The 21,218-nt window shown below is 56.4% G+C and carries 19 protein-coding genes; 5 read left to right on the top strand and 14 right to left on the bottom strand.

The features are described from left to right. Positions 1–23: 23 nt before the first annotated feature. From RAE07_RS10185 to RAE07_RS10165, 5 genes are all read right to left on the bottom strand, one after another. Positions 24–977 (bottom strand): hypothetical protein, encoded by a 954-nt coding sequence (locus RAE07_RS10185; protein WP_259824478.1) that lies wholly within the window; start codon positions 975–977, stop codon positions 24–26. Continuing rightward, the gene (locus RAE07_RS10180) at positions 919–2,709 is read right to left on the bottom strand and encodes a GmrSD restriction endonuclease domain-containing protein (RefSeq protein WP_200287637.1); all 1,791 of its coding nucleotides are present in this window, start codon (positions 2,707–2,709) and stop codon (positions 919–921) included. The genes RAE07_RS10185 and RAE07_RS10180 overlap by 59 nt, the downstream gene beginning before the upstream one ends. A gap of 113 nt (positions 2,710–2,822) precedes the next feature. Beyond that, positions 2,823–3,836 carry a ketol-acid reductoisomerase gene (gene ilvC / locus RAE07_RS10175; RefSeq protein ID WP_200287638.1) on the bottom strand — a complete coding sequence of 338 codons (1,014 nt, stop codon included), beginning with the start codon at positions 3,834–3,836 and terminating at the stop codon, positions 2,823–2,825. A 100-nt stretch (positions 3,837–3,936) separates the two neighbouring features. Beyond that, positions 3,937–4,455: an acetolactate synthase small subunit gene (ilvN, locus tag RAE07_RS10170; RefSeq protein ID WP_086589129.1), complete on the bottom strand. Its 519-nt coding sequence runs from the start codon at positions 4,453–4,455 to the stop codon at positions 3,937–3,939. Between the two features lie 2 nt (positions 4,456–4,457). After that, a complete protein-coding gene (locus tag RAE07_RS10165; RefSeq protein WP_200287640.1) occupies positions 4,458–6,308 on the bottom strand; it encodes an acetolactate synthase large subunit in 1,851 nt (616 codons plus the stop codon). A gap of 306 nt (positions 6,309–6,614) precedes the next feature. Between RAE07_RS10165 and RAE07_RS10160 the strand changes: the two genes are divergently transcribed. The 3 genes from RAE07_RS10160 to RAE07_RS10150 all read left to right on the top strand — a co-directional run bounded on the left by RAE07_RS10160 (position 6,615) and on the right by RAE07_RS10150 (position 10,417). Continuing rightward, a complete protein-coding gene (locus tag RAE07_RS10160; RefSeq protein ID WP_200287641.1) occupies positions 6,615–7,157 on the top strand; it encodes a PH domain-containing protein in 543 nt (180 codons plus the stop codon). 54 nt (positions 7,158–7,211) lie between these two features. Then, positions 7,212–9,065, top strand: a complete 1,854-nt coding sequence (gene ilvD, locus RAE07_RS10155) for a dihydroxy-acid dehydratase (RefSeq protein ID WP_317001786.1) — start codon at positions 7,212–7,214, stop codon at positions 9,063–9,065. Between the two features lie 77 nt (positions 9,066–9,142). Then, positions 9,143–10,417, top strand: coding sequence for a glycosyltransferase family 87 protein (locus tag RAE07_RS10150; RefSeq protein WP_317001785.1), 1,275 nt, complete (start codon positions 9,143–9,145; stop codon positions 10,415–10,417). Here the strand turns inward: RAE07_RS10150 and RAE07_RS10145 are convergent. The 4 genes from RAE07_RS10145 to RAE07_RS10130 form a co-directional block, all read right to left on the bottom strand. Continuing rightward, positions 10,392–10,706: a transcriptional regulator gene (locus RAE07_RS10145; protein WP_200287647.1), complete on the bottom strand. Its 315-nt coding sequence runs from the start codon at positions 10,704–10,706 to the stop codon at positions 10,392–10,394. The two genes, RAE07_RS10150 and RAE07_RS10145, sit on opposite strands and share 26 nt — an antisense overlap. Further along, complete coding sequence (locus RAE07_RS10140) at positions 10,699–11,163, bottom strand: hypothetical protein (protein WP_316328176.1); 465 nt, start codon at positions 11,161–11,163, stop codon at positions 10,699–10,701. The genes RAE07_RS10145 and RAE07_RS10140 overlap by 8 nt, the downstream gene beginning before the upstream one ends. Positions 11,164–11,288: 125 nt before the next feature. Then, complete coding sequence (locus RAE07_RS10135) at positions 11,289–12,236, bottom strand: DoxX family membrane protein (RefSeq protein ID WP_317001784.1); 948 nt, start codon at positions 12,234–12,236, stop codon at positions 11,289–11,291. 69 nt (positions 12,237–12,305) lie between these two features. After that, positions 12,306–13,178, bottom strand: coding sequence for a LysR family transcriptional regulator ArgP (locus RAE07_RS10130; protein ID WP_317001783.1), 873 nt, complete (start codon positions 13,176–13,178; stop codon positions 12,306–12,308). A gap of 70 nt (positions 13,179–13,248) precedes the next feature. Here RAE07_RS10130 and RAE07_RS10125 point away from each other — a divergent pair, with 70 nt between their 5' ends. Then, complete coding sequence (locus RAE07_RS10125) at positions 13,249–13,941, top strand: LysE/ArgO family amino acid transporter (RefSeq protein WP_239208419.1); 693 nt, start codon at positions 13,249–13,251, stop codon at positions 13,939–13,941. Between the two features lie 21 nt (positions 13,942–13,962). On the opposite strand, the gene RAE07_RS10120 is transcribed toward RAE07_RS10125, so the two are convergent. From RAE07_RS10120 to gatB, 4 genes are all read right to left on the bottom strand, one after another. Continuing rightward, positions 13,963–15,033 (bottom strand): aldo/keto reductase, encoded by a 1,071-nt coding sequence (locus RAE07_RS10120; protein ID WP_284835757.1) that lies wholly within the window; start codon positions 15,031–15,033, stop codon positions 13,963–13,965. A gap of 16 nt (positions 15,034–15,049) precedes the next feature. Then, on the bottom strand, positions 15,050–16,477 hold the full coding sequence (locus tag RAE07_RS10115) for a YkvI family membrane protein (RefSeq protein WP_239208417.1): 1,428 nt from the start codon (positions 16,475–16,477) through the stop codon (positions 15,050–15,052). Positions 16,478–16,680: 203 nt separating this feature from the next. Further along, positions 16,681–17,733 (bottom strand): NAD(P)-dependent alcohol dehydrogenase, encoded by a 1,053-nt coding sequence (locus RAE07_RS10110; protein WP_284798674.1) that lies wholly within the window; start codon positions 17,731–17,733, stop codon positions 16,681–16,683. Positions 17,734–17,869: 136 nt separating this feature from the next. Next, a complete protein-coding gene (gatB, locus tag RAE07_RS10105; protein WP_234288100.1) occupies positions 17,870–19,375 on the bottom strand; it encodes an Asp-tRNA(Asn)/Glu-tRNA(Gln) amidotransferase subunit GatB in 1,506 nt (501 codons plus the stop codon). Positions 19,376–19,432: 57 nt separating this feature from the next. Here gatB and RAE07_RS10100 point away from each other — a divergent pair, with 57 nt between their 5' ends. Continuing rightward, positions 19,433–20,218, top strand: coding sequence for a DUF4261 domain-containing protein (locus RAE07_RS10100; protein WP_239205668.1), 786 nt, complete (start codon positions 19,433–19,435; stop codon positions 20,216–20,218). On the opposite strand, the gene RAE07_RS10095 is transcribed toward RAE07_RS10100, so the two are convergent. After that, positions 20,215–21,213, bottom strand: coding sequence for a bile acid:sodium symporter family protein (locus RAE07_RS10095; protein WP_317001782.1), 999 nt, complete (start codon positions 21,211–21,213; stop codon positions 20,215–20,217). The genes RAE07_RS10100 and RAE07_RS10095 overlap by 4 nt on opposite strands. Positions 21,214–21,218 lie beyond the last annotated feature (5 nt).

The raw sequence follows: 21,218 nt of genomic DNA, 5'->3' as shown, positions 1-21,218 counted from the left end.
CCCGCGTGTCAAGGAAGTGTAGTTCAGGAAGGAGTGCTCTGCTTGATTTTTGACTTAAATTCTTTCACTCGACCGAATTCCGATCCAAGGGCTACTAAGGCACCATCTTCAAGGCCTGCAACAGCGGCCATGCTGTGCTTATCCTCCAATGGATCAACAGTCGGCACCACCAACACCTTGCCGCCATAGGCTGCAGCCGTAATGACGTTCGCGATGGGACTGTCTTTTGTCGCGATGATATTCGGCGCCATCTGGGCATCCCTGCGGGACTGTGCTGGGACAGGTTTTTTCTTTTTCCCATCAGCCTCAGGCTCGCCTTCATACGGCACCCATGCGGGCCGCAGCTCCACTTGGGGAGTCTTGTCCAATCGCGCAATATCTTTGACCATTTGCTCAGGGGAAGCTACCACCTTGGAGCCGTATTGGAATGCCGTAAACTCTCCCAGCGCTTTGTGCGTACCTGGATCCTTAATCACCTCGAAGTCCCCAGATGTTTGTGTCCACGGCACATCGCCGACAATCACCAAGCGTCGTACTCCCAGGTCCGTGAGTAGCTTATGGATTTCCAATCGCCTAGCGTCGTCATACTGCACCGCAGGCAAATGCTGGTTTACCGCCAACGTTGCTGCACGCAGAATAGATTTATCATCCGCGGTAAAGAGGACGAGCGAATCGGAATCTTCAAAAAATAGGCGGCTAGCCTCGATGCCTATGGGGTCATTGACAATGACGAATCTGCCGTCAAATTTCGGGTCAATCAGCCGGTTTTGGTTCTCCGCTTTGGCCTTATTGAGGTCAATTTCAGACTCATCCAAATCAGACAATCCCCGCCTGACCAGTTTGGTTTCAGTAACTGGCGTGCCACAGGCAGCTAATGCGAGCGATGCGACAAGCACTGTGGCAGTCAGGCGCACAGAATTAGCGATCAAAAGCTTGCGGGCCTTCCTCTCCACCAAACAGGTTTGCTTCATCCACATCACGGATGACAGGTTTACCTAAAGCATATTCCACGATGTCAAGGAACCGTTGACGACGGTCTGCTAGGAATTCTCGCGGCTGTGACGCCCGCAGGTAATTCAAATTCATATCGTGGGACGCTAGTACCTCATCAAATTGCCTGTCTTCCATGATGGACTTGGACTGAACGCGCGGCAGGTAGCGATCGGGAGCGAAGCCATCGAGTACTACCTCAGTTCGCTTGCCCATTGGGGTGTAGTTCATCACGGACTCCGCCAAAACGGGGTCCACTCCGTGGCGCTTGCACCAATTCAGCGGGAACACCGGGAAAAAGCCCGGCTTGAGCTCTTCAAATGTGCGCCTATTAAACGCCTTTCCTGTGCGCCAATCCTTTGCGCCGCGCGCCATAAGGAGGGCATAGAGACCATGCCATACACCGTCATTATCATCCACAGAGAGCAAACGGGATTCCCGGAAGGTGGCATCGGTGACAGTCTTCGGGGCCTCATCCGTTGCGCCCGCTACCCACTCGGTGACCTCATCCACGTCGCGAGCGGCGCGCAGCTGCACTGCAGACGAGCCATAAAGCTCGCCGAAGACGCCGCACCAGAACCATTGGTTCATGCGGTCCCACGATTGCTGGGTAGACAGCGCTCCCCCGCGTTTAGCCAGGCGGGCAATGATGACGGCTAGAGGAACAATCTGTTCATTAAACGGAACCTGATCCGTATTAAGGATGCATCGTTCCGCCAAAAACTCAGATACCTCACGGAAAGTAATGCGTAAATCATTGGCCGCCGCCTTATACTCCGTTAGGGACAGCTTTAAGATGTCCTCGCGCTGCCCACCAGCACGGCCCTTTTCTCCGGAGACTAAAAGCGATACTGCAGAAAGAAATTCTGTGCGCCCAATTCCGTCCAAAGCTGGGGACGTACGCAGATCCTTTTCCACTTCTTGCCAATCAGTGGCCAGGTGGAACGTGGGATCCTCGGAAGCAAATACTGCGGTGAGTAAATCGAATACGTCCATTTGCAGGCCTGCCGAATTTGCCTGCGCGAAAATTGACCCGATGCCGGCTCGCTCTGTTTCTCGGGAAAGCCGAATCATCGGCAGGTCATAGCCGGACAATGGTCTAACGATGCGATTATTAAACGCTGCTAGCTCCGCGCTGTATTCCTGTTTGGTCGATGCAAGCTCAAAGAGCATGCCAACGCCATCTTCACTCAATAGTGAAGCAACAGGAATGCACATATTCTCTAGGGCGTCTTCCCGTGAAAGAATGTCCCCCTCAATCGTCGGTGCGAAGTGCGATCGAATTTTTCCTTTGTGATCGACTGCAAAGATGGCGTCATCCGGCATAATCTCGCCCCGCACGGCAGCTCGAATATCAATGAAGAAACGGCGATGAATTTTCTTCTTGCGGAAGTCAGTTGTGTCTACAAAGCCCTCGCCGTTGAAGCAGTGATACAGCGTGGTCAAACGCTGCTGTCCATCTAAAAGGAGCAAGCCGGGGTCAACGCCGGTATCCGGCGCGCCGGCGAGGGCGCGGGGGCGAAAGCGCATCTTTTCGTTTCGAGTATCAAGTGCCATAAGCGCCCCGATGGGATAGCCGCGCAGCACAGAAACAATGAGTGAACGGATGCGATCTTCGTCCCATGCATAGCTGCGTTGGAAATCAGGTAGCTGGATGTCCCCGCGATTAATCCGTGCAAAGAGGTCTTTGAGATCATAACTTGGCGTCGTAAAGCCCATGCCCGACATCCTACCCCCAAGGATTAATTCTTTCCTGCCGATAATTCAGAAAAACCCACGGTGAACACCCCTAATTCACCGTGGGTTTGGCGCTATTCGCGTGGCCTTATGTGCTAGGCCGTAGCATCCAGTGGGTTCTTGACCCAGCTCATCAAATCGCGCAGCTTAGCGCCGGTCTTTTCAATCTCGTGCTGTGCAAATTCCTCGCGCAGGTCCTCCAATTCCTTGTTGCCGCCCTCAATATTGGCCAGCAGGCGCTTGGTGAAGGTGCCATCCTGAATATCAGACAAGATGTCTTTCATGCGCTGCTTGGTATCGGCATTGATAACGCGGGGACCGGAAATGTAGCCGCCAAACTCTGCGGTATCAGATACCGAGTAGTTCATATTGGCGACGCCGCCTTCAAACATCAGGTCCACAATCAGCTTCATCTCATGGAGAACCTCAAAGTAGGCCATTTCTGGCTCGTATCCAGCCTCAGTCAGAACCTCAAAGCCGGTACGAATCAGGTATTCCACACCGCCACACAAGACAGCCTGCTCCCCGAAGAGGTCAGTAACCGTCTCTGCTTCGAAGGTAGTCGGGATAACGCCGGCACGCGCACCACCGATGGCTGCGGCATAGGACAAGGTCAAATCATGGCCTTCACCCTTCGGATCCTGCTCAGTAGCAATGAGGCACGGAACTCCCTTGCCATCTACAAACTGTCGGCGAACCAAGTGACCAGGCCCCTTAGGAGCAACCATTCCGACGGTGACACTGGCCTGCGGCTCAATCAGCTTGAAGTGAATATTCAAACCGTGACCAAACAGCAGTGCATTGCCATCTTCCAGGTTAGGGGCGATTTCCTCTTCAAAGATCTGCTTCTGAGAGGTATCTGGCGCCAGCAGCATAATGACGTCTGCCCACTTAGCAGCCTCTGCCACGGTCTTAACCTCAAAACCTGCTTCCTCAGCCTTATCCGCCGACTTGGAACCCTCGCGCAGGCCGATAACAACCTCAACGCCGGAGTCACGCAGGTTTTGCGAGTGTGCATGACCTTGGGAACCGTAGCCGATGACGGCTACCTTGCGGTTTTGAATGATGGACAGATCCGCATCATCGTCATAAAAGGTCTCAATTGCCATGTCCTAATCCTCAATTCTGTAGTGATTGAAAGTTCAATGAATCAACGTCCCACCCACTATTGTATCAGTGTATGGGATTTAATGCCCACCTAGTGAGACATTAATTTCGGGGCGGAGCCAATGCTTTGGGCCCACGCCCTAAGGCCACGTCGCCCGACTGCACCAGCTCGAGTACACCAAAAGGTTCTAATACATCCAGTAGCGCCGCCAGCTTTCCCGGGGTACCAGTCGCTTCTACTACCACGGATTCTTGCGCCACATCTACCACGCGAGCGCGGAAGATATTGACGGCATCGACAACCTGGGGCCGGTTGGTATTATTTGCAGCCACCTTGACCATCATCAGAGCTCGCGCCACGGTTGCGTCAGCCTCAAGCTCAACTATCTTGATGACCGGAACAATTTTATTGAGCTGCTTAGTTACCTGCTCCATGATTGTCTCGGATGCATCAACCACGATAGTCAGCCGGTTGATACCCGGATTTTCCGTTTGGGCGGAAACCAGGGAAATGATGCTATAACCGCGCCGCGAAAACATTCCGGTCACCCGCGACAGGATTCCCTCTACGTCTTCCACCAGGACCGACAAGGTATGCCGGGAAACGTCAGTGGGTGCCATGCCTATACCTCCTGGATGGTCTCGTCGATATCGGCAGGACTTTCTGCTGCCGATTCAGTTTCATCGAATAGCGGGCGCAAACCGCGGGCGTATTGAATCTCTTCGTTAGACGCCCCACCGCCAATCATCGGCCACACCTGGGCATCTTCTCCAACGATGAAGTCAATAACCACAGGGCGGTCATTGATTGCACGGGCCCGTTCAATCGCTGGCACCACTTCTTCCTCGCAGGTGACCCGGATGGCTTCACACCCCAGCGCTTCTGCCAAGCGGACAAAGTCCGGGGTATAGACATCGCGCTCTCGCAGCTTTGTATGGGAGTAGTTCTCATTAAAGAACAAGTTTTGCCACTGGCGGACCATACCTAGGTTGCCGTTATTAATAACGGCAACCTTGAATGGAAAGCCCTCCAAAGCTGCGGTGGTTAGCTCCTGATTGGTCATCTGGAAGCAGCCATCACCGTCAATCGCCCATACCTCTTTATCTGGGCATGCTGCTTTAGCGCCAAGGGCTGCCGGTACCGCGTAGCCCATGGTTCCAGCCCCGCCGGAGTTAATCCAGGAACGCGGCTGTTCAAAGTCAATAAACTGTGCCGACCACATCTGGTGCTGCCCCACTCCGGCACAATAAATTGCCTCGGGGCCTACGGTTTCACTGAGCTTCTCCAAGACAAATTGAGGATTTAGCTGCCCATCCGGAGTGGGATCATAACCACGGGGAAACCGCTCTTTGAGTCCGTCAAGGTAGTCCCGCCATGGACCTGTCTGCGGCAGATCCAGAGAGGAGTTTTTACGGTATTCCTTTAAAAGTCCCGCTAGTACTTTTTGCGCATCACCCACGATAGGCACGTCCACCTCACGGATTTTGCCGATTTCAGCAGGATCGATATCCGCATGAATCACCTGGGCCTCAGGGGCAAAGGTTGAGGTATCCCCAGTTACTCGATCATCGAAGCGCGCGCCGATGGCAATGAGCAGATCCGCACGTTGCATCGCCGCGACCGCCGGAACGGTGCCATGCATGCCCGGCATGCCCATATGCAGCGGATGAGACTCCGGGAAAGATCCCAAGGCCATGAGTGTGGTCACAACTGGAATTCCGGTAAATTCCGCAAACGCACGCAGCTCCTGTGCTGCCTCCGCCTTGATGACACCGCCTCCGGCATAAATAACCGGCTTTTCTGCTTGCGCGATGAGTTCAACCGCTTGCGCGATTTGACGGTGGTGTGGCTTGGTCGTTGGCTTATATCCAGGCAAATCGAATTCGGTTGGGAAAGAGTAGTCCAAGTGGCCATTTTGAACGTCTTTCGGAATATCCACTAGGACCGGTCCTGGGCGCCCTGTAGAAGCCAAATGGAATGCTGCAGCAATAGCAGCGGGAATCTGCCTAGGATCCGTCACGATGTAGTTATGCTTGGTAATCGGCATTGTCACACCACGGATATCGGCCTCCTGGAAGGCATCGGTTCCCAAAAGATTGCTTCCCACTTGGCCAGTGATAGCGACGATGGGGACGGAGTCCAGGTTGGCGTCGGCAAGCGCTGTCACCAAGTTAGTCGCACCCGGCCCCGAGGTGGCAATACACACCCCCACCTTGCCAGAAGCCTGCGCATAGCCTTCCGCAGCATGTCCAGCTCCCTGTTCATGACGGGTGAGCACATGCCGCAGCTTGGTCGAGGTATGCAAAGCATCGTAGAGCGGAAGCACGGCACCGCCTGGAATGCCGAAGACAAGATCGGTTCCCAAATCTTCAAGAGTGCGGACAATGGCGTGGGCACCACTCATCCGCTCCGGAGCGTGGGCGCGTGAGGCTGCAGCCACCGAAGCGGGCGTGGGCGAAGTTGTCGTAACCACGGTTAATGTGCTCCTTGGATTGCTCTAATACTGGTCGTGATCATCATCGTTAACGCCTTTAGATATGAACAAAGCCCCCGCGGGCTGGTGTGTCTGCGGGGGCGAAAAGCGTCGACGTCATGAGCGCCGCGGTCACCGCCACATTGGTACTACCTGAAGTCGAATAATGATCATGAGCATGACTATACACCGATAGGTATTACGGTTATGACAGTTACCCCCATTTGGGATCGGTTTCCCACATGGTGAGACATTCCTGAAAATAGGTTAGCCCTCACCCACCCCTGTGAATTAGGCTTGCACACTATGACTCCACCACCTAAGGACAATAAACCTCATCAGTCCACCACCCAGGCAGAGGTTTTCAAGCCATCCCGTGACCACATCTTGGGCATCCTTATCCTGTCCACCATTGCGCTATTGAGCATTGGGTGGGCCCCCAAATACCTCGCATGGCTGTTTATCATCCCCGCCCTTGGGCTGTGGTGGGTCATAAAATCCCGCACCAAGGTCTCCGAATCCGGGATCGACATTTCCTATGCTTTCCGGAAAAAGGTCCAGATCCCTTGGGGCGATTTTGCCGGTATCGGGTTCCAACGCTCCCGCGCCTTTGCTCGTACGAGAAGCGGCGCAGAGCACAACCTGCCCGGTATCACCTTTAACTCGCTCCCACGCCTTTCAGAGGCCTCCCGCGGCCGCATCCCGGACGCCCTTACCCAGGGCCGTGAAGCGGCAGATGAAAAGGTGGTTATCGTCCACCGCGACGGCCAGCAAGTCCTGCTCAGCAAAGAAGAGTATGCGGACTACCTTGAGCGCCACCCCGAGCTCAAGCCCTCGGCCGAAAACTAAATACGCCACCGACGCTCTCCCCCACATCCCTTGAAGGAATGGTGACTTTAAACCATGTTCCCGCTGCGCTCAAAAGTAACTACCGTCGGCCGCCAGGCCTCTGGCGCCCGGGCCCTGTGGCGCGCAACCGGCACCAAGGAAAATGACTTTGGTAAACCGATCGTGGCCATCGCCAACTCCTATACCCAATTCGTCCCCGGCCACGTGCACCTCAAAAACGTCGGCGATATTGTCGCCGATGCCGTACGTGAGGCCGGCGCAGTGCCCAAGGAATTCAACACCATCGCAGTCGATGATGGCATTGCCATGGGCCATAGCGGCATGCTGTACTCGCTTCCCTCCCGCGAAATCATCTCCGATTCCATCGAGTACATGGCCAATGCCCACACTGCCGACGCCCTGGTATGCATCTCCAACTGCGATAAAATCACCCCCGGCATGCTCAATGCTGCCCTGCGCTTGAATATCCCCACCATCTTTGTCTCTGGTGGGCCAATGGAGGCAGGAAAGGCGGTCGTTGTAGATGGCGTAGCCCACGCCCCAACCGACCTCATTACGGCCATTACGGCCTCCGCCAATGATGAGGTCTCGGATGAAGGACTAACCCAGGTCGAAGCATCTGCCTGCCCCACCTGTGGTTCCTGCTCCGGCATGTTTACCGCCAACTCTATGAACTGCCTGACCGAGGCCCTCGGCCTTGCACTGCCCGGCAACGGTACCACCTTGGCCACCCACACGGCCCGCCGCGGCCTATTCAAAAAGGCCGGCACCACCATCGTCGATATGTGCCGTCGCTATTACGGCGAAGAAGACGAATCCGTACTGCCGCGCAATATCGCTACCAAGGAAGCTTTCACTAACGCCATGGCCCTAGACATGGCCATGGGTGGCTCCACCAATACCATCCTGCACACCTTGGCGGCCGCGCAGGAAGGCGAGGTGGACTTCACCCTGGATGACATCAACGACATCTCCTACCGCGTACCCTGCCTGTCCAAGGTAGCGCCCAACGGGACCTACCACATTGAAGATGTTCACCGCGCCGGCGGCATTCCCGCCATCTTGGGCGAGCTTCGCCGCGCCGGGCACCTCAACCTCAAGGTACATACAGCGCTATATGACAACGCCGAACAGTGGCTCGATGACTGGGATATCCGCAACCCTCACGCCACCGAGGAGGCCCGCGAACTCTACTACGCCGCCCCCGGCGGCGTGCGCACCACGGAGCCCTTCTCCCAATCCAACCGCTGGGACGATCTCGATACCGACGCCGCCAATGGCTGCATCCACGACGCCGAGCATGCCTTTTCTTCCGACGGTGGCCTCGTTGTCCTGCGCGGCAACCTCGCTCCCGACGGGGCCATCGTCAAGGCAGCGGGCGTCGAAGAGGAGCTGTGGACCTTCTCCGGCCCTGCACGAGTCGTAGAGTCCCAGGAGGAAGCGGTATCTATCATCCTCAATAAGGAGGTTCAGCCGGGCGATGTCGTGGTCATCCGCTATGAAGGCCCGGCCGGTGGCCCTGGCATGCAAGAGATGCTCCACCCGACTTCCTTCCTCAAGGGCGCCGGTTTGGGCAAGGCATGTGCCTTGATTACCGACGGCCGCTTCTCCGGCGGTACTTCCGGCCTATCCATTGGCCACATCTCCCCCGAGGCTGCTCACCAAGGACTTATCGGGCTCATCGAAAACGGCGACACCATCTCTATTAATATCCACGAGCGCGAGCTCACCCTAGACGTGGATGAGGAAGTACTGAAGCGCCGCCGCGCCGCCCAAGAACAGCGCGAATCCCCTTGGACCCCAGTAAGCCGCAACCGCCCGATCACTAAGGCACTGCGTGCATATGCGACAATGGCAACCTCAGCTGACCGCGGCGCGGTTCGCGTGGTTGACGGTTATGTGAATTAGCAGGAGATAGCTGCTAAATTGCTGTGCTTCGGTGGGGTGCGCGCCTTTTGCCTGCAAATCACATAAGATATCCTGCGATGAAATTCGCGCGTACCCCGTTATTCCGCTATGCCCTGGCCTTACTGGGGCTCATTTTTGGCGCTCGGAAGATCGTCCAAGATATCCACATTACGGACTTCCCCATCGATATGGTGGTCTACCGCGAAGGCGTCAAGGCCTTCCTTGAACACCGCTCTGTCTACAGCGAACCCATGCTGGCCGGCGATATTCAATTGCCCTTCATTTATCCACCCTTTGGCGCGCTGGTCATGGTTCCGCTAACGGCCTTCGACGGTATTGACCACGACATGGCAGGCGACATCATGGTCATTCTCTCTGACCTGCTCGTTCTCGTTTGCCTTTACTTTGTCTTCAAGGCCGTGCTGAAAAATCCGGAGTTCCTCCTGCCCGTCGCCGCCATTACTTGGGCAATTGTATTGCGCTTTGAGCCGGTTGACCTCAATAACGGCTTTGCCCAAATCAATATCGTGGTCATGACGCTCGTTGTCCTCGACTTCGTTCCGCGCCGGCGCTTCCTACCGCAAGGAATCCTGATCGGTCTGGCGGCCGCCATCAAAATAACCCCTCTGGCCATGCTGCTTTACTTCCTCGTGCGCAAGGAGTGGAAGCAGATTGCCACAGCGCTCCTTTCCGCTGTTGCGGCCACCCTCCTTGCCGCAGCCTTCCGCTGGGACGCGTTCGTGGAGTTCTTCAGTTCCAAATTGCTCGATATGGGCTCTGGCGGCGATTTCGGCGTGGGGACTGATTACCAGTCGAATAGCTCTATCAAGGGCGCCATTCAGCGCATGTATTCTTCTTCGGAGGCCATGGATGCCAATGGGCTGGCTATCAACATCGCGTGGATCGCCGCCTCCCTCGTGGTCATTGCATTCGCGGCGTGTCTTATTAAGCGCCTGTGCGAAGAGCATTTGCTTGTCGACGCCCAGTTGGTCACCGCCCTCACCCTCCTGCTCATCTCCCCCGTTTCCTGGTCACACCACTGGGTCTGGCTCACGCTCATCATCCCAGTCTTTCTTTACCGCGCCTGGAGCTGGCTTTCTACGGGATGGGCCGCGGGCAGCCTTCTTACCGTTCTCGTTGCCTGGGCAGGCATGCTTCTGACCGTCCCGCCCAAATGGTGGTGGGGCGACCAAGTCGATGTCCACGCCATGGAGCGCTACCAGAAGTTCTGGGTGGATGACTTCGTGTGGCTAACCATACTGACCGTCGCACTTTTCGCAGCCGCTTTCTATGCCTCCCAGCGCAATAACCGGAACGCGAATACCGCTACTCCTGTCCCGCTAGCGTCTTAAGCGCTGCAAGGTGCGAATCGAATGCGGCCTTACCTTTAGTTGTGAGCATTACCCATACCGTGTCCTTGCCACGTGAGGATCCATACTCACGAAAGCGACTGACATACCCCTCTTTTTCCAGTGCGCTTAGCTGCTTAGACAGCGTGGCATCGGATTGATTCACCTTGTCCCGGATCGCCGCAAAGCGCATCTCCTTATTAATGGCACCTTCCACTGCCCCGGCAGCATTAAGTACCGCACAAATCTTAAACCGGTTAAGCGGGTGAATTACTGGATCAAGCTCACTCATCACCGCTCGCCTGCTTGTCGTCTCTATGGCCACGCGTGGACATATCCATTGCTCCCGAATTGAGAGCCCAAAACACACCCACGCCCCACAACGTGAATACGGTGGCCGCAATCACCATGTGCCCTTCGAGAAAGGTCTGGAAAAACGTAGGGGCAAACATTAGAAAAAATCCGAGATAGTATTTCCAGTCCGGCTGCGGCTGGTCAAAAGGATTTTGTCTATAGCCTGCACGTACGTCACGCTTTTTAGCGCCTACCCAAAGGCCTACACCCACGCAGGCAATTATGACTCCGAGAGATAACCATAGCGGCATACCTTTCCCAAATTGGCTCAGGCCAAACCACAGTCCTGCTAACGCCGCAGCAAACAATGCATTAAGCGCGGTCTTCCGCCCTGCGCTCTGGTCTTGCTCCATTTCTTCATTAAATGCCAGTGCCTCGTGCACGCTGTCTTCCATCGTCTCTATCCCTTTCACCCTCGAATTTCGTTGTTTTCCACTTTAGAAAGTATCATACTTTCCCTCCTGGAAAGCAAGGGGTAAAAGAAAATCCGCCGCGTGCGCGACGGATTATTTTTTGGCGATTATTTCAGCGGATTAACTCCCGCACCGAAGAACCACAGTGCTACGAGAATCGCTACGCCGATAAGCACAAAGACCCAGGAGGTGCCCAGCGGGCGGCGTGCCCAGGAGCGCTTGAAGTCTACGGAAATAAAGCCCGGGCCAGTAAACTGCAGGCCCACAGCAATAACGAAGAGGACCAAAGAAAGCCAGACGGAATCTGGCCAGCTAAAGACGTCCAAACCGGCATCGGTCTGCGCTAGCTCGTGGACAGCGCTAAAGCCGGTCACCACCAAGCCCAGCATGGCAGCCAGAGGCGTAATGAGTCCCAGCAACAGGAATACACCAGCGATAAGCTGCATGGTCGGAACCGCAATCGACAGCGCGGTATCCCAAGCATAGTTGGCAAAATCACCCTCTAGACCGGACAAGCCCTGGCTATCGCCGAGCTCGAAGAAGGTTTTTGCACCGGCAATGATTAGGTAGGCGCTCAGTGCGATGCAAATGAATAGCAGACCAAAGTCGATAGTGCCGCGGCGCCCATAGCGGTGGTAGCCTTCTTTTTCTTCCTGTTCCGCCTGCAAGCGGGCCTCGCGCTCCTCTGCGGTTTCTGCGCTGGCGGCACCTTCTTCAGGGGCGTCGGCAGTAGCAAGTGCCGATTCCTCCTCGGCACTAACCGGCGTGGCCGACTCCGGTTGCGCAAACGCTACAGTTTCCTCGCTGGCGCCGCTTTGCTGACGCGCGGCTTCATTCGCGCTGGAGTAGGACATTACCTCAGTTTCAGGGTGGTCTTGCCGCGCCTGGAAAGGCTTGATCTCCTGCGGCTCAGCGCGGCCGGCGCGCTCGAAGAGGCCAGGCTTCGAGTTCTTCTCGCTGGAAACGGAATCTTTGCTCGCGGGCTTGGCGTTGTAGGTAGGCACGCCCATGTCTTCATCTAACGGTGTGGCTTTATCCGGCTGTTTATCGCTCATAGCTCCAATTTAAGGCACGGGCCTGCGCTTTTGTGGTACCCGCCACGGCGCGCCGTTGCAGCAAACTGGCTAGAGTGCTTCCAAGCCGCTTGCGGCCTCAATCACCGAACGCGTGAGCGCACCCAAAACCTCCGATTCCAAACGCCAACGCTGCCAATAGAGGTCGATATCGAGCGGGGAGCCGTCGAGAAGCACCAGCTCTTTCGCCTCCAAAAGCGGCAGTGCCTGGGCTTGGGGCAGCAATCCCCACCCTAGGCCGACCCGAACCGCCTCGAGGTAGCCCTCGGAAGAGGGAATCTGCGACACCCGGGCACGCACCACGGCCGAATCAATGAAGCGCTCGCGCATGGCATCATCCAATACCTGATCGTTGGGACCATATCCCACCAAAGGCATGGTTTCCCAGGTCAGCCGACCGCTATGGAAGCTTTCTGCAATATGTGGCGCCGCGACTGGAAAGTAGCGCATAGTGCCCAAAAAGCTAGACTCGCAACCCGAAACTGGTGTGGCCTCCCTCGTTACTGCGCCCAGCACATCGCCACGCCGCAACATGGCTAAGGTGCGTGCTTCATCCTCAATCCGGATGCGCAAGGCGACGTCACCCCGCCGCGCGGTATCGCTTAGAACCCTCCTAAACCACGTCGCCAAAGAATCCGAATTTACTGCGACAGACAGCGGGACCCGAGCTAGGCGATGGCCGAGGCGGGCATCCGTTTCTGCCTGCACTAACGCCATGCGGCGCGCGGACTGAACAAGGATCTCGCCCGCTTCCGTGGCGGTTACCGGGGTGGCACGGCGAAGGAGTACTCGTCCGGTGCTCGATTCCAAGGCCTTGATACGCTGACTCACCGCAGACGGCGATATACCGAGCACGGCTGCGGCAACATCGAAGCTGCCTTCGTCCACGATCGCAAGCAAGGTTTCTAGGTGCACCGGATTCATGAAGCCATTCTAAACCAACTGAAGAAGCATTAACTGGACTAATCCAGCCTAAGAAATCACACTAGAAGGCATGTCCATCGTGCTTGCTGGTTTCTTTCTGGGATTATCGCTCATCGTGGCCGTCGGCCCGCAAAATGCCATGCTGCTTAAATTCGGCATCCGCCGTGATCACATCGGTTTAATCATTGCCGTCTGCGCGCTTTCCGACGTCATCCTGATTACCTCCGGCACAGCCGGCGTGGGCTACCTGGTCGAAAAGTTTCCCAACGCCCTGCAAGTCCTGAAATACGTTGGCGCGGCTTACCTGGCCTATTTTACTTTTACCTGCTTCCGCGATGCGTTAAAGACGAAGGGCGAGGCCATTGAGGTCGAATCCACACAGCCTAAGGTCCCGCAGGAAGTAGCCACCTTCGATGGTTCCACGTCACGCAGCACGACGAAGACTAAAACTCGGGTGGAGATAAAGCGCTCCCCCTCCTGGGTTAAGCCACTATTGACCGCCCTGGCCTTAACGTGGCTGAACCCAGGCGCCTACGTAGACGTGGTGGTCATGCTCGGCAGCATCGCCAACCAATACGGCGAATCAGGGCGCTGGCTTTTCGCCGTGGGTGCTATCTGCGCCAGCTTCACTTGGTTCCCCTTCATCGGCTTTGGCGCTGCACGTTTTTCCCATGTGTTGTCCCGACCCACGGTATGGCGTTGGATCAACTTCGGTATCGGCGTCATCATGATTGGCCTAACGCTCAAGTTGCTCCTGCTCTAGGGGCCGGGTTCAAAGGGCCGCCTAATTGCCGCGAACGCGCGACGCGGTCGCACCGGCCCACCGGTTGATTCCGGCGTCGTGGGCGACGTCGTCAATCGCGCCCAGCTCCTCTGCACTGAAGTCGAGGTTGTCCAGTGCCCCTAGGTTATGCTCGAGCTGCTCCACCGAAGAAGCGCCCAACAGCGCCGAGGTTAGCGTGCGATCGCCTTGGTCGCGCAGTACCCACGAAATAGCCATCTGAGCTAGAGACTGTCCACGCTTACGCGCAATATCGTTGAGGTCGCGAATCATGGACAGGTTCTCCTCGTTGAGCCAGCCCTTTTCCAAGGTCTTATCTTGTGCCGCGCGAGAGTCTGCGGGAATGCCATCGATATAGCGATCGGTCAGCATGCCCTGTGCCAGCGGCCCGAAGCCGATGACTCCCAATCCGCTACGCCCGGTGACGTCAAGCAACGACTCGCCATCTTCGCCCGGACGCTCAATCCAGCGGTTGAGAATGGAATAGCTTGGCTGATGAATCAGCAATGGGCAGCCTTCGTCTTCCATGAATTCCACGGCCTCCGCGGTAAGCTCCGGACCGTAGGAAGAAATGCCCACGTAGAGGGCCTTGCCGGAAGCTACGATATCGCGCAGTGCATAAAGGGTTTCTTCCAGCGGGGTATCTGGATCCGGGCGGTGGTGATAAAAAATGTCCACGTAGTCCAAGCCCATGCGCTCGAGAGACGCGTCCAAGGAACTCACCAGATACTTGCGGGAGCCACCAAAGCCATAAGGGGAATCATTCATCACCCAGCCGGCCTTGGAAGAGATGATCATTTCATCACGGAAGGGACGGAAATCGCGGGCGAAGATGCGGCCGAAGTTGTCTTCGGCGGCGCCAGGTTCTGGGCCATAGTTATTGGCCAAATCGAAATGAGTAATCCCCCGGTCATACGCTGCACGTAGAATCTCGCGCTGCGTGGCCAGGGGACGATCGTCACCGAAGTTCTGCCATAGGCCAAGGGAAATGGCCGGCAGCTTCAGCCCAGAGTTGCCTACTCGGCGGTACTCCATCGAATCATAACGGTCAGATGCGGGTGCATAGATACTCATGGCACCCATTGTCCGCTTAATTCTTCGGTTTGTCAGTCTGCGGAAGCTCCTCATCTTCCTCGGGGTCGCCGGATGCCCCGGTTTCTTCGACCCACTTTTCAATTTCCTCCGGGGTGCGGTCGGTTTCTACCGCATCGCGCTCGGTGTAGTAGGAGTAATCGTGGCGCTTTTCTTCGTACTTTTCCTTGTCAAAGTCCACGTCATCGTCGCCGTCGAGCTCTTCGGTGACTTCCTCCACCAGCTCATCGTAGAGGGCCTCGTTGTCCATATTGGAGTCCTCGATGTGCTGGCCAATTTCATCGTCGTAACGCTCGGCGTCGTAATCCTTGTCTGGGTGCAGCTTCAGGTGCATGAGGGCTCGTACGCGCTCGCGACGCACTGCCTCGTCCTGGATCTGGGACTGGCTACGGAACCACGCAAAAACCAAGATGGCGACCATGAGGATTCCCATGTAGCCAATGATTGGATAGATGTAGTTCATCAAGGTCTTAAAGCCGGCAAAGGAAACAGCGAAACCAGCCAAGCAGCCGATGACGAAGATGACCGGGTAGCGCTTCTCATGGCCGGCAGACAGGCGCTTACCCAGCGCGTAGAACATGCCGATGGCGGTATTGAAGATCATCAAGTAAATGATGACCGCCATGACAGCGCCCAATGTGGGATTGACGTCATCGACCAGAGACAACATCGGAATATCGGAGCCTTGTGCCTTATCCGAGTTCATCAGCAAAGAGAAACCGGCAAGACCCATCATGACGGAGTAGATAATGCCGCCCACGACGCCGCCCCAGCCGGCCTCGCGCGGGCTAATATTATCGCCGCCGATAACCAGGGACATAGATACGGCTAGCATCAGAGCAAGGCCGTTGTAGTTCAGTGCGGAAATCAGCCAGTTGCCAATCGGAGTATCGATCTGACTCGAAGCGTCTAGGGCCGCCCCAATGTCATCCGGCATATTGAGTCCGGTGTAGATGGCTACGCCAATGACCGCAATGATGATGGACGGTGTGACCGTACCGATAACCTTGGAAACCTTATCCACGTCGAGCATGCCGACGAGCAAGACCAAGACCAGCATGAGCGTGGAACCAATCCACGTCTTCCAGCCAAATTGCTGTTCCATGTTAGAGCCGGCACCGGCCAGCATCACAAAACCAATGGCAAAGAGGGTGATGATGACCGCCACATCCAGCAATTTGGAGACGATCGGGTGGGTGACATTGCGGAAAACAGTATTGTGTTCCGAGGCGTGGAAATAGCTTCCCAGCTGCAAGAACACTGTACCCGCGAGGGTCATGACGAGTGCGGCGATAATGATGCCAGGAATGCCCCAGGTGCCAAAGGCAGTGAAGTACTGCACCACCTCTTGTCCCGTGGCAAAGCCTGCGCCGACCAACAAGCCCACGAAGGACATTGCAATGGCGATAATGTTTTTAGAAGACACAGTTGCCTAACTTTTGTAGCGAATATCTCTCGCATACTGGTGCGCGCGGCCCCTTTGTCCCCCGCTCCCCAGCACGTGGGCTACGCAACACCGATATGCGTTCCTTAAGGAATGGTACGTAAGTGACCCGCCAAACACCTACTGATGCATACCGATGTTGTGCTAAATCACATATGGGGATTCAGCGAAATCAACCAAACGCCTTAGTCTTCGAAGGTCGCGGTATCAATCACAAAGCGGAATTTCACGTCCCCGGCTACCACGCGCTCATAGGCAGCATCGACATCGTTGACGCCGATCTTCTCAATGACGGCACCAATGCCGTACTCGGCACAAAAGTCCAGCATCTCCTGGGTCTCAGCGATACCGCCGATATTATTGCCCGTCAGCACCTTACCGCCGCCGACGAGGCTGCCCATATGGATTCCCAGCTCCTCTGGTGGCAGCCCTACCACGGACATGATGCCGCGCGGCTTGAGCAGCTGCAGGTAATCATCGAGAGAGTACTGGGCAGAAATGGTGGACAGGATGACATCGAATTCGCCGCGGTGGTTGGCAAAGAAGTCCTCGTCTTCACCGGTGGCCAAAATGTGCTTCGCACCAAGCTCGTAGGCCTCCTTCTCCTTGCGCAAGGAGCGGGAAATCACGGTCACTTCCGCACCCTTTGCCGCCGCGATTTGGACACCCATGTGGCCCAATCCGCCTAAGCCCACTACAGCGACCTTGTCACCTTCCTTGACCTGCCAGCGTGCCAGCGGCGAATAGGTGGTAATTCCCGCGCACAGCAGCGGGGCCGCTTCGTCAAAATCGATGCCCTCTGGGATGGTGCATACAAATCCTTCGTTGACGACTACCTTCTGAGCGTAGCCACCTTGGGTAATGGTGCCGTCCACGTCCTCGGAGTTATAGGTTCCTACATTGCCGTTAAGGCAGTTCTGCTCCTGTCCATTGCGGCATTGCTCGCACTCGCCACAGGAATTTACTAAGCATCCCACGCCAACGCGGTCGCCGACCTTGAATTTAGTGACCTTATCGCCCACGGCTTCTACAACACCGGCGATCTCATGGCCCACCGTCAGTGGGAAGTGGGCTTCGCCCCACTCGTTTTGAATGGTGTGGATATCGGAGTGGCAAATGCCCGCAGCTTTGATATCAATGACCACGTCATCCTCGCGCGGATCGCGGCGCTCGATTTCTACGACCTTAAAGGGAGCTTCAGGACTTTCCTTTTGCAATACTTTGCTCTTAATTGACATGCCCACAACCCTACGCCCACCCCTACTGACCTCGCCTAACGAAAATAATCACCAATTTTGACAGGAAATGAGGGCACAAAAGCCAGCCACGCGTCCTGTTCGAGGAAGTGCGAGCGCGGCTGGCTTAACGTGGTGCTTAGTTAAGCTTTTCTGCGATGAGCTTATTGACCTGACCAGGATCGGCCTTACCCTGGGTGGCCTTCATGACCGCACCCACAATGGCACCAGTTACCTTCTTATTGCCGGCACGGTACTTCTCCACGATGTCCGGGTTAGCTGCCAGCGCATCATCCACGGCCTTTTCAATGGCTCCATCGTCGCGCACGACCTCCAAGCCGCGCTTTTCGACGACCTCATCGACGTCGCCTTCGCCCGCCAACACGCCATCTACCGCCTTACGCGCCAGCTTGGTAGTCAGCTTCCCTTCATTGACGAGCGCGATAACGCGCGCCACCTGCTGCGGGGTAATGGACAAACCTGCAAGGTCGGTTTCCTTCTCGTTGGCCTTGCCTGCTAGATAGGAAACCCACCAAGAGCGCGCCTCGTCCGGCTTCGCGCCGGCCTCAACGGTATCCACGATGAGGTCGAGTGCGCCGGCGTTGACCAAGTCGCGCATCTCTTCATCCTTGATGCCCCACTCTTCCTGAATGCGCGCACGGCGAACCCATGGCAGCTCCGGAAGGGTCTGGCGCAGTTCTTCTACCCACTCGCGTGGGGCGATGACCGGTGGAAGATCCGGGTCATTGAAGTAACGGTAATCCTCCGCGGTCTCCTTCGGACGCCCCTTGGAGGTAGTGCCGTCGGTCTCTTGGTAGTGGCGGGTTTCCTGATCGATGGTGCCGCCATCTTCAAGTACCTGTGCCTGGCGCTGCATCTCGAAGCGAACCGCCTGTTCCACAGAACGCAGGGAGTTGATGTTCTTGGTCTCGGTACGGGTGCCGAATTCTTCCTGCCCCACTGGGCGCAGAGACAGGTTGGAGTCCACACGCATCGAGCCCTGATCCATACGGGCATCGGAAACGCCTAGGGCTGCCACAAGCTCACGCAGAGCGGAAACATAGGCCTTAGCCACCTCCGGTGCACGCTCGCCGGCGCCGACGATCGGCTTGGTGACAATTTCAATGAGAGGAATGCCCGCACGGTTGCAATCCACCAAGGAAGCCGTAGCACCGTGAATACGGCCGTCCACGCCGCCCAAGTGGGTCAGCTTGCCGGTGTCTTCCTCCATGTGCGCGCGCTCAATTTCCACCCGCCACTCGGTGCCGTCCTCCAGAACTACGTCCAAGTAGCCGTCGTAGGCAATCGGCTCGTCATACTGGGAAATCTGGTAGTTCTTTGGCTGGTCCGGGTAAAAATAATTCTTGCGGGCAAAGCGAGAGGACTCGGCAATGGAGCAATTAAGCGCCAAGCCAATCTTGATGGCGCCCTCCACGCCCTTGGAATTTACTACCGGCAGCGCACCGGGCAGACCCAGTGAGACCGGGTCAACGTTGGAGTTAGGCGCTGCGTTGAAGTTCGTAGGAGAGGTAGAAAACATCTTGGTTTCCGTATCCAGCTCTACGTGGACTTCCATGCCCATTACCGGCTCGAACTTTTCTAGGACCTCATCAAAGTCCATCAGGTCATACATCGCAGCAGTCATGCGTGCCATCTTAATACGTCCATGCACCCGCGCGCTCACGCCCCTAAGCTGAATATTATGACTACACCACATAGCGTTGATGCTCAGCTTATCGATGCCCCTTTGATCAACATCGCAGTCTTTCGCACTGCCCCCACGCCCGAGGAGGTAAGCGAGCGTTTGACCACCACTTTTGCCGATCGCTTGGGAGACATCACTCCGGGCAAGAATCCCGGTAGCCTCATGGCCGAGCTCGATGATTCATTCTTATTGCACTACCAAGCCATCGATACCCCTCCCACCCGCGATAGTTATGGTCTCCACCCCATTTTGAGCGCGGACGCACGCGGTCTCGATTCTGCCACCGCACAAATCCTCGTCTCCGTACTTCCCCGGGATGCAGAAGACAACGGTGCCAAGCAGTTTCGTGAGGCTCGCCGCGAGCACCTAGAGCTGCTCTCTAAAGCCACCGCTGTGGTAGCCGAACACCCAGAATGCCTCATCGTCCACAACCCCAGAGGCAACGTATCTATCGCTCCGAATACGTTCCTCGAGGCCGTTCGGGACAACCTTGCCCCGATGCACATTGCGCCAGTATGGCTCACCCAAAAGGGAAACAAGATTCTGGGTTATACCGTGGGGCTAGTCCAAGCAGGTCACCCCGAAGTCCAGGCGGCCACCGAATCGATGGATCCCACCGATCTCTATTACAAGCTGGCTAATATCGCAGACCACGTTCTCCAAGGCGCCACCGTCAAGGACGGCGACACCTTAAGCTTCGAAGAAGGTCAGCCGCCCCTGACCGCACAGGAAGAACCCTGGTTTGTAGACGAGTCTCTTCCAGCGGTCACGATTGGTTTCTAGCTAGTACTCTCCTTCCTACGGGAATCCACATAGCGGCAGATGGCAGCCAGCACCGCACCGGAAAGGTTGTGCCACACGGAAAAGACGGCTCCTGGCAGAGCAGCCAATGGGTTCATATACGTCGATGCCAAGGAGGTGGCCAAGCCGGAGTTTTGCATGCCCACCTCGACGGCCATCGTGCGCCGAGCAGCGACTGGCTGCTTGGTTATCAATCCGGCTAGGTAGCCCAGACCGTAGCCACACCCGTTGTGGATAATCACGGCGGCAAAGACCAGCGCACCGGCGCTGGCGATGGTGTCGTGCGCTCCGCCCACCACGATGCACACGATGGCGGAAATCGCCGCAACCGAAATCCAAGGCAATGCCGAGTTAATCCTTGCCACCACCCGCGGCGCCAGCATGCCTATGAGGATGCCGGCGACGACAGGAATGAGCACCACCTTCACAATGGACCATGCCATAGACGAAGCGGAAACCGGCATATACTCCCCTGCCAGCCACAAGGTCAGCAACGGGGTAAACACCGGTGCCAATAGGGTGGAAATCGAGGTCATGGTCACCGACAGGGCTACATCGCCACGCGCTAAATAGGACACCACATTAGAGCTCGTTCCACCGGGAGCGCAGCCTACAAGAATGACCCCGGCCGCTACCGCTTCTGGGAGGTCCATGATTGCTACCACCGCCAATGCCACCAGCGGCATGATGACAAACTGCGCAACTACTCCGATGAGCACGGGAAGCGGCCGGCGGGCCACCAAGGCAAAGTCCACTGGCTTGAGGGTAAGTCCCATCCCGAACATGACGATGCCCAGCAGCGGGGTGACCTGCGGAGCAAAGGAGGCTGCGGTATTCGGTGCGAAGTATCCAATCACTCCACCGATAATCACAAGCACGGGAAAGCCTAGCGCTGCGATAAATGCTTGGCGATCTTGAGCTGCGGAGGGCCCGGTAGCCGCCACCATCCGATTATCTGTCATGCTATCGATACTCATGGACA

Source organism: Corynebacterium nasorum (assembly GCF_032821635.1).
Classification (GTDB): Bacteria; Actinomycetota; Actinomycetes; order Mycobacteriales; family Mycobacteriaceae; genus Corynebacterium; species Corynebacterium kefirresidentii.
Note: the sequence above shows the minus strand (reverse complement) of the source record. Positions and strands in the feature narration are given on the sequence as shown.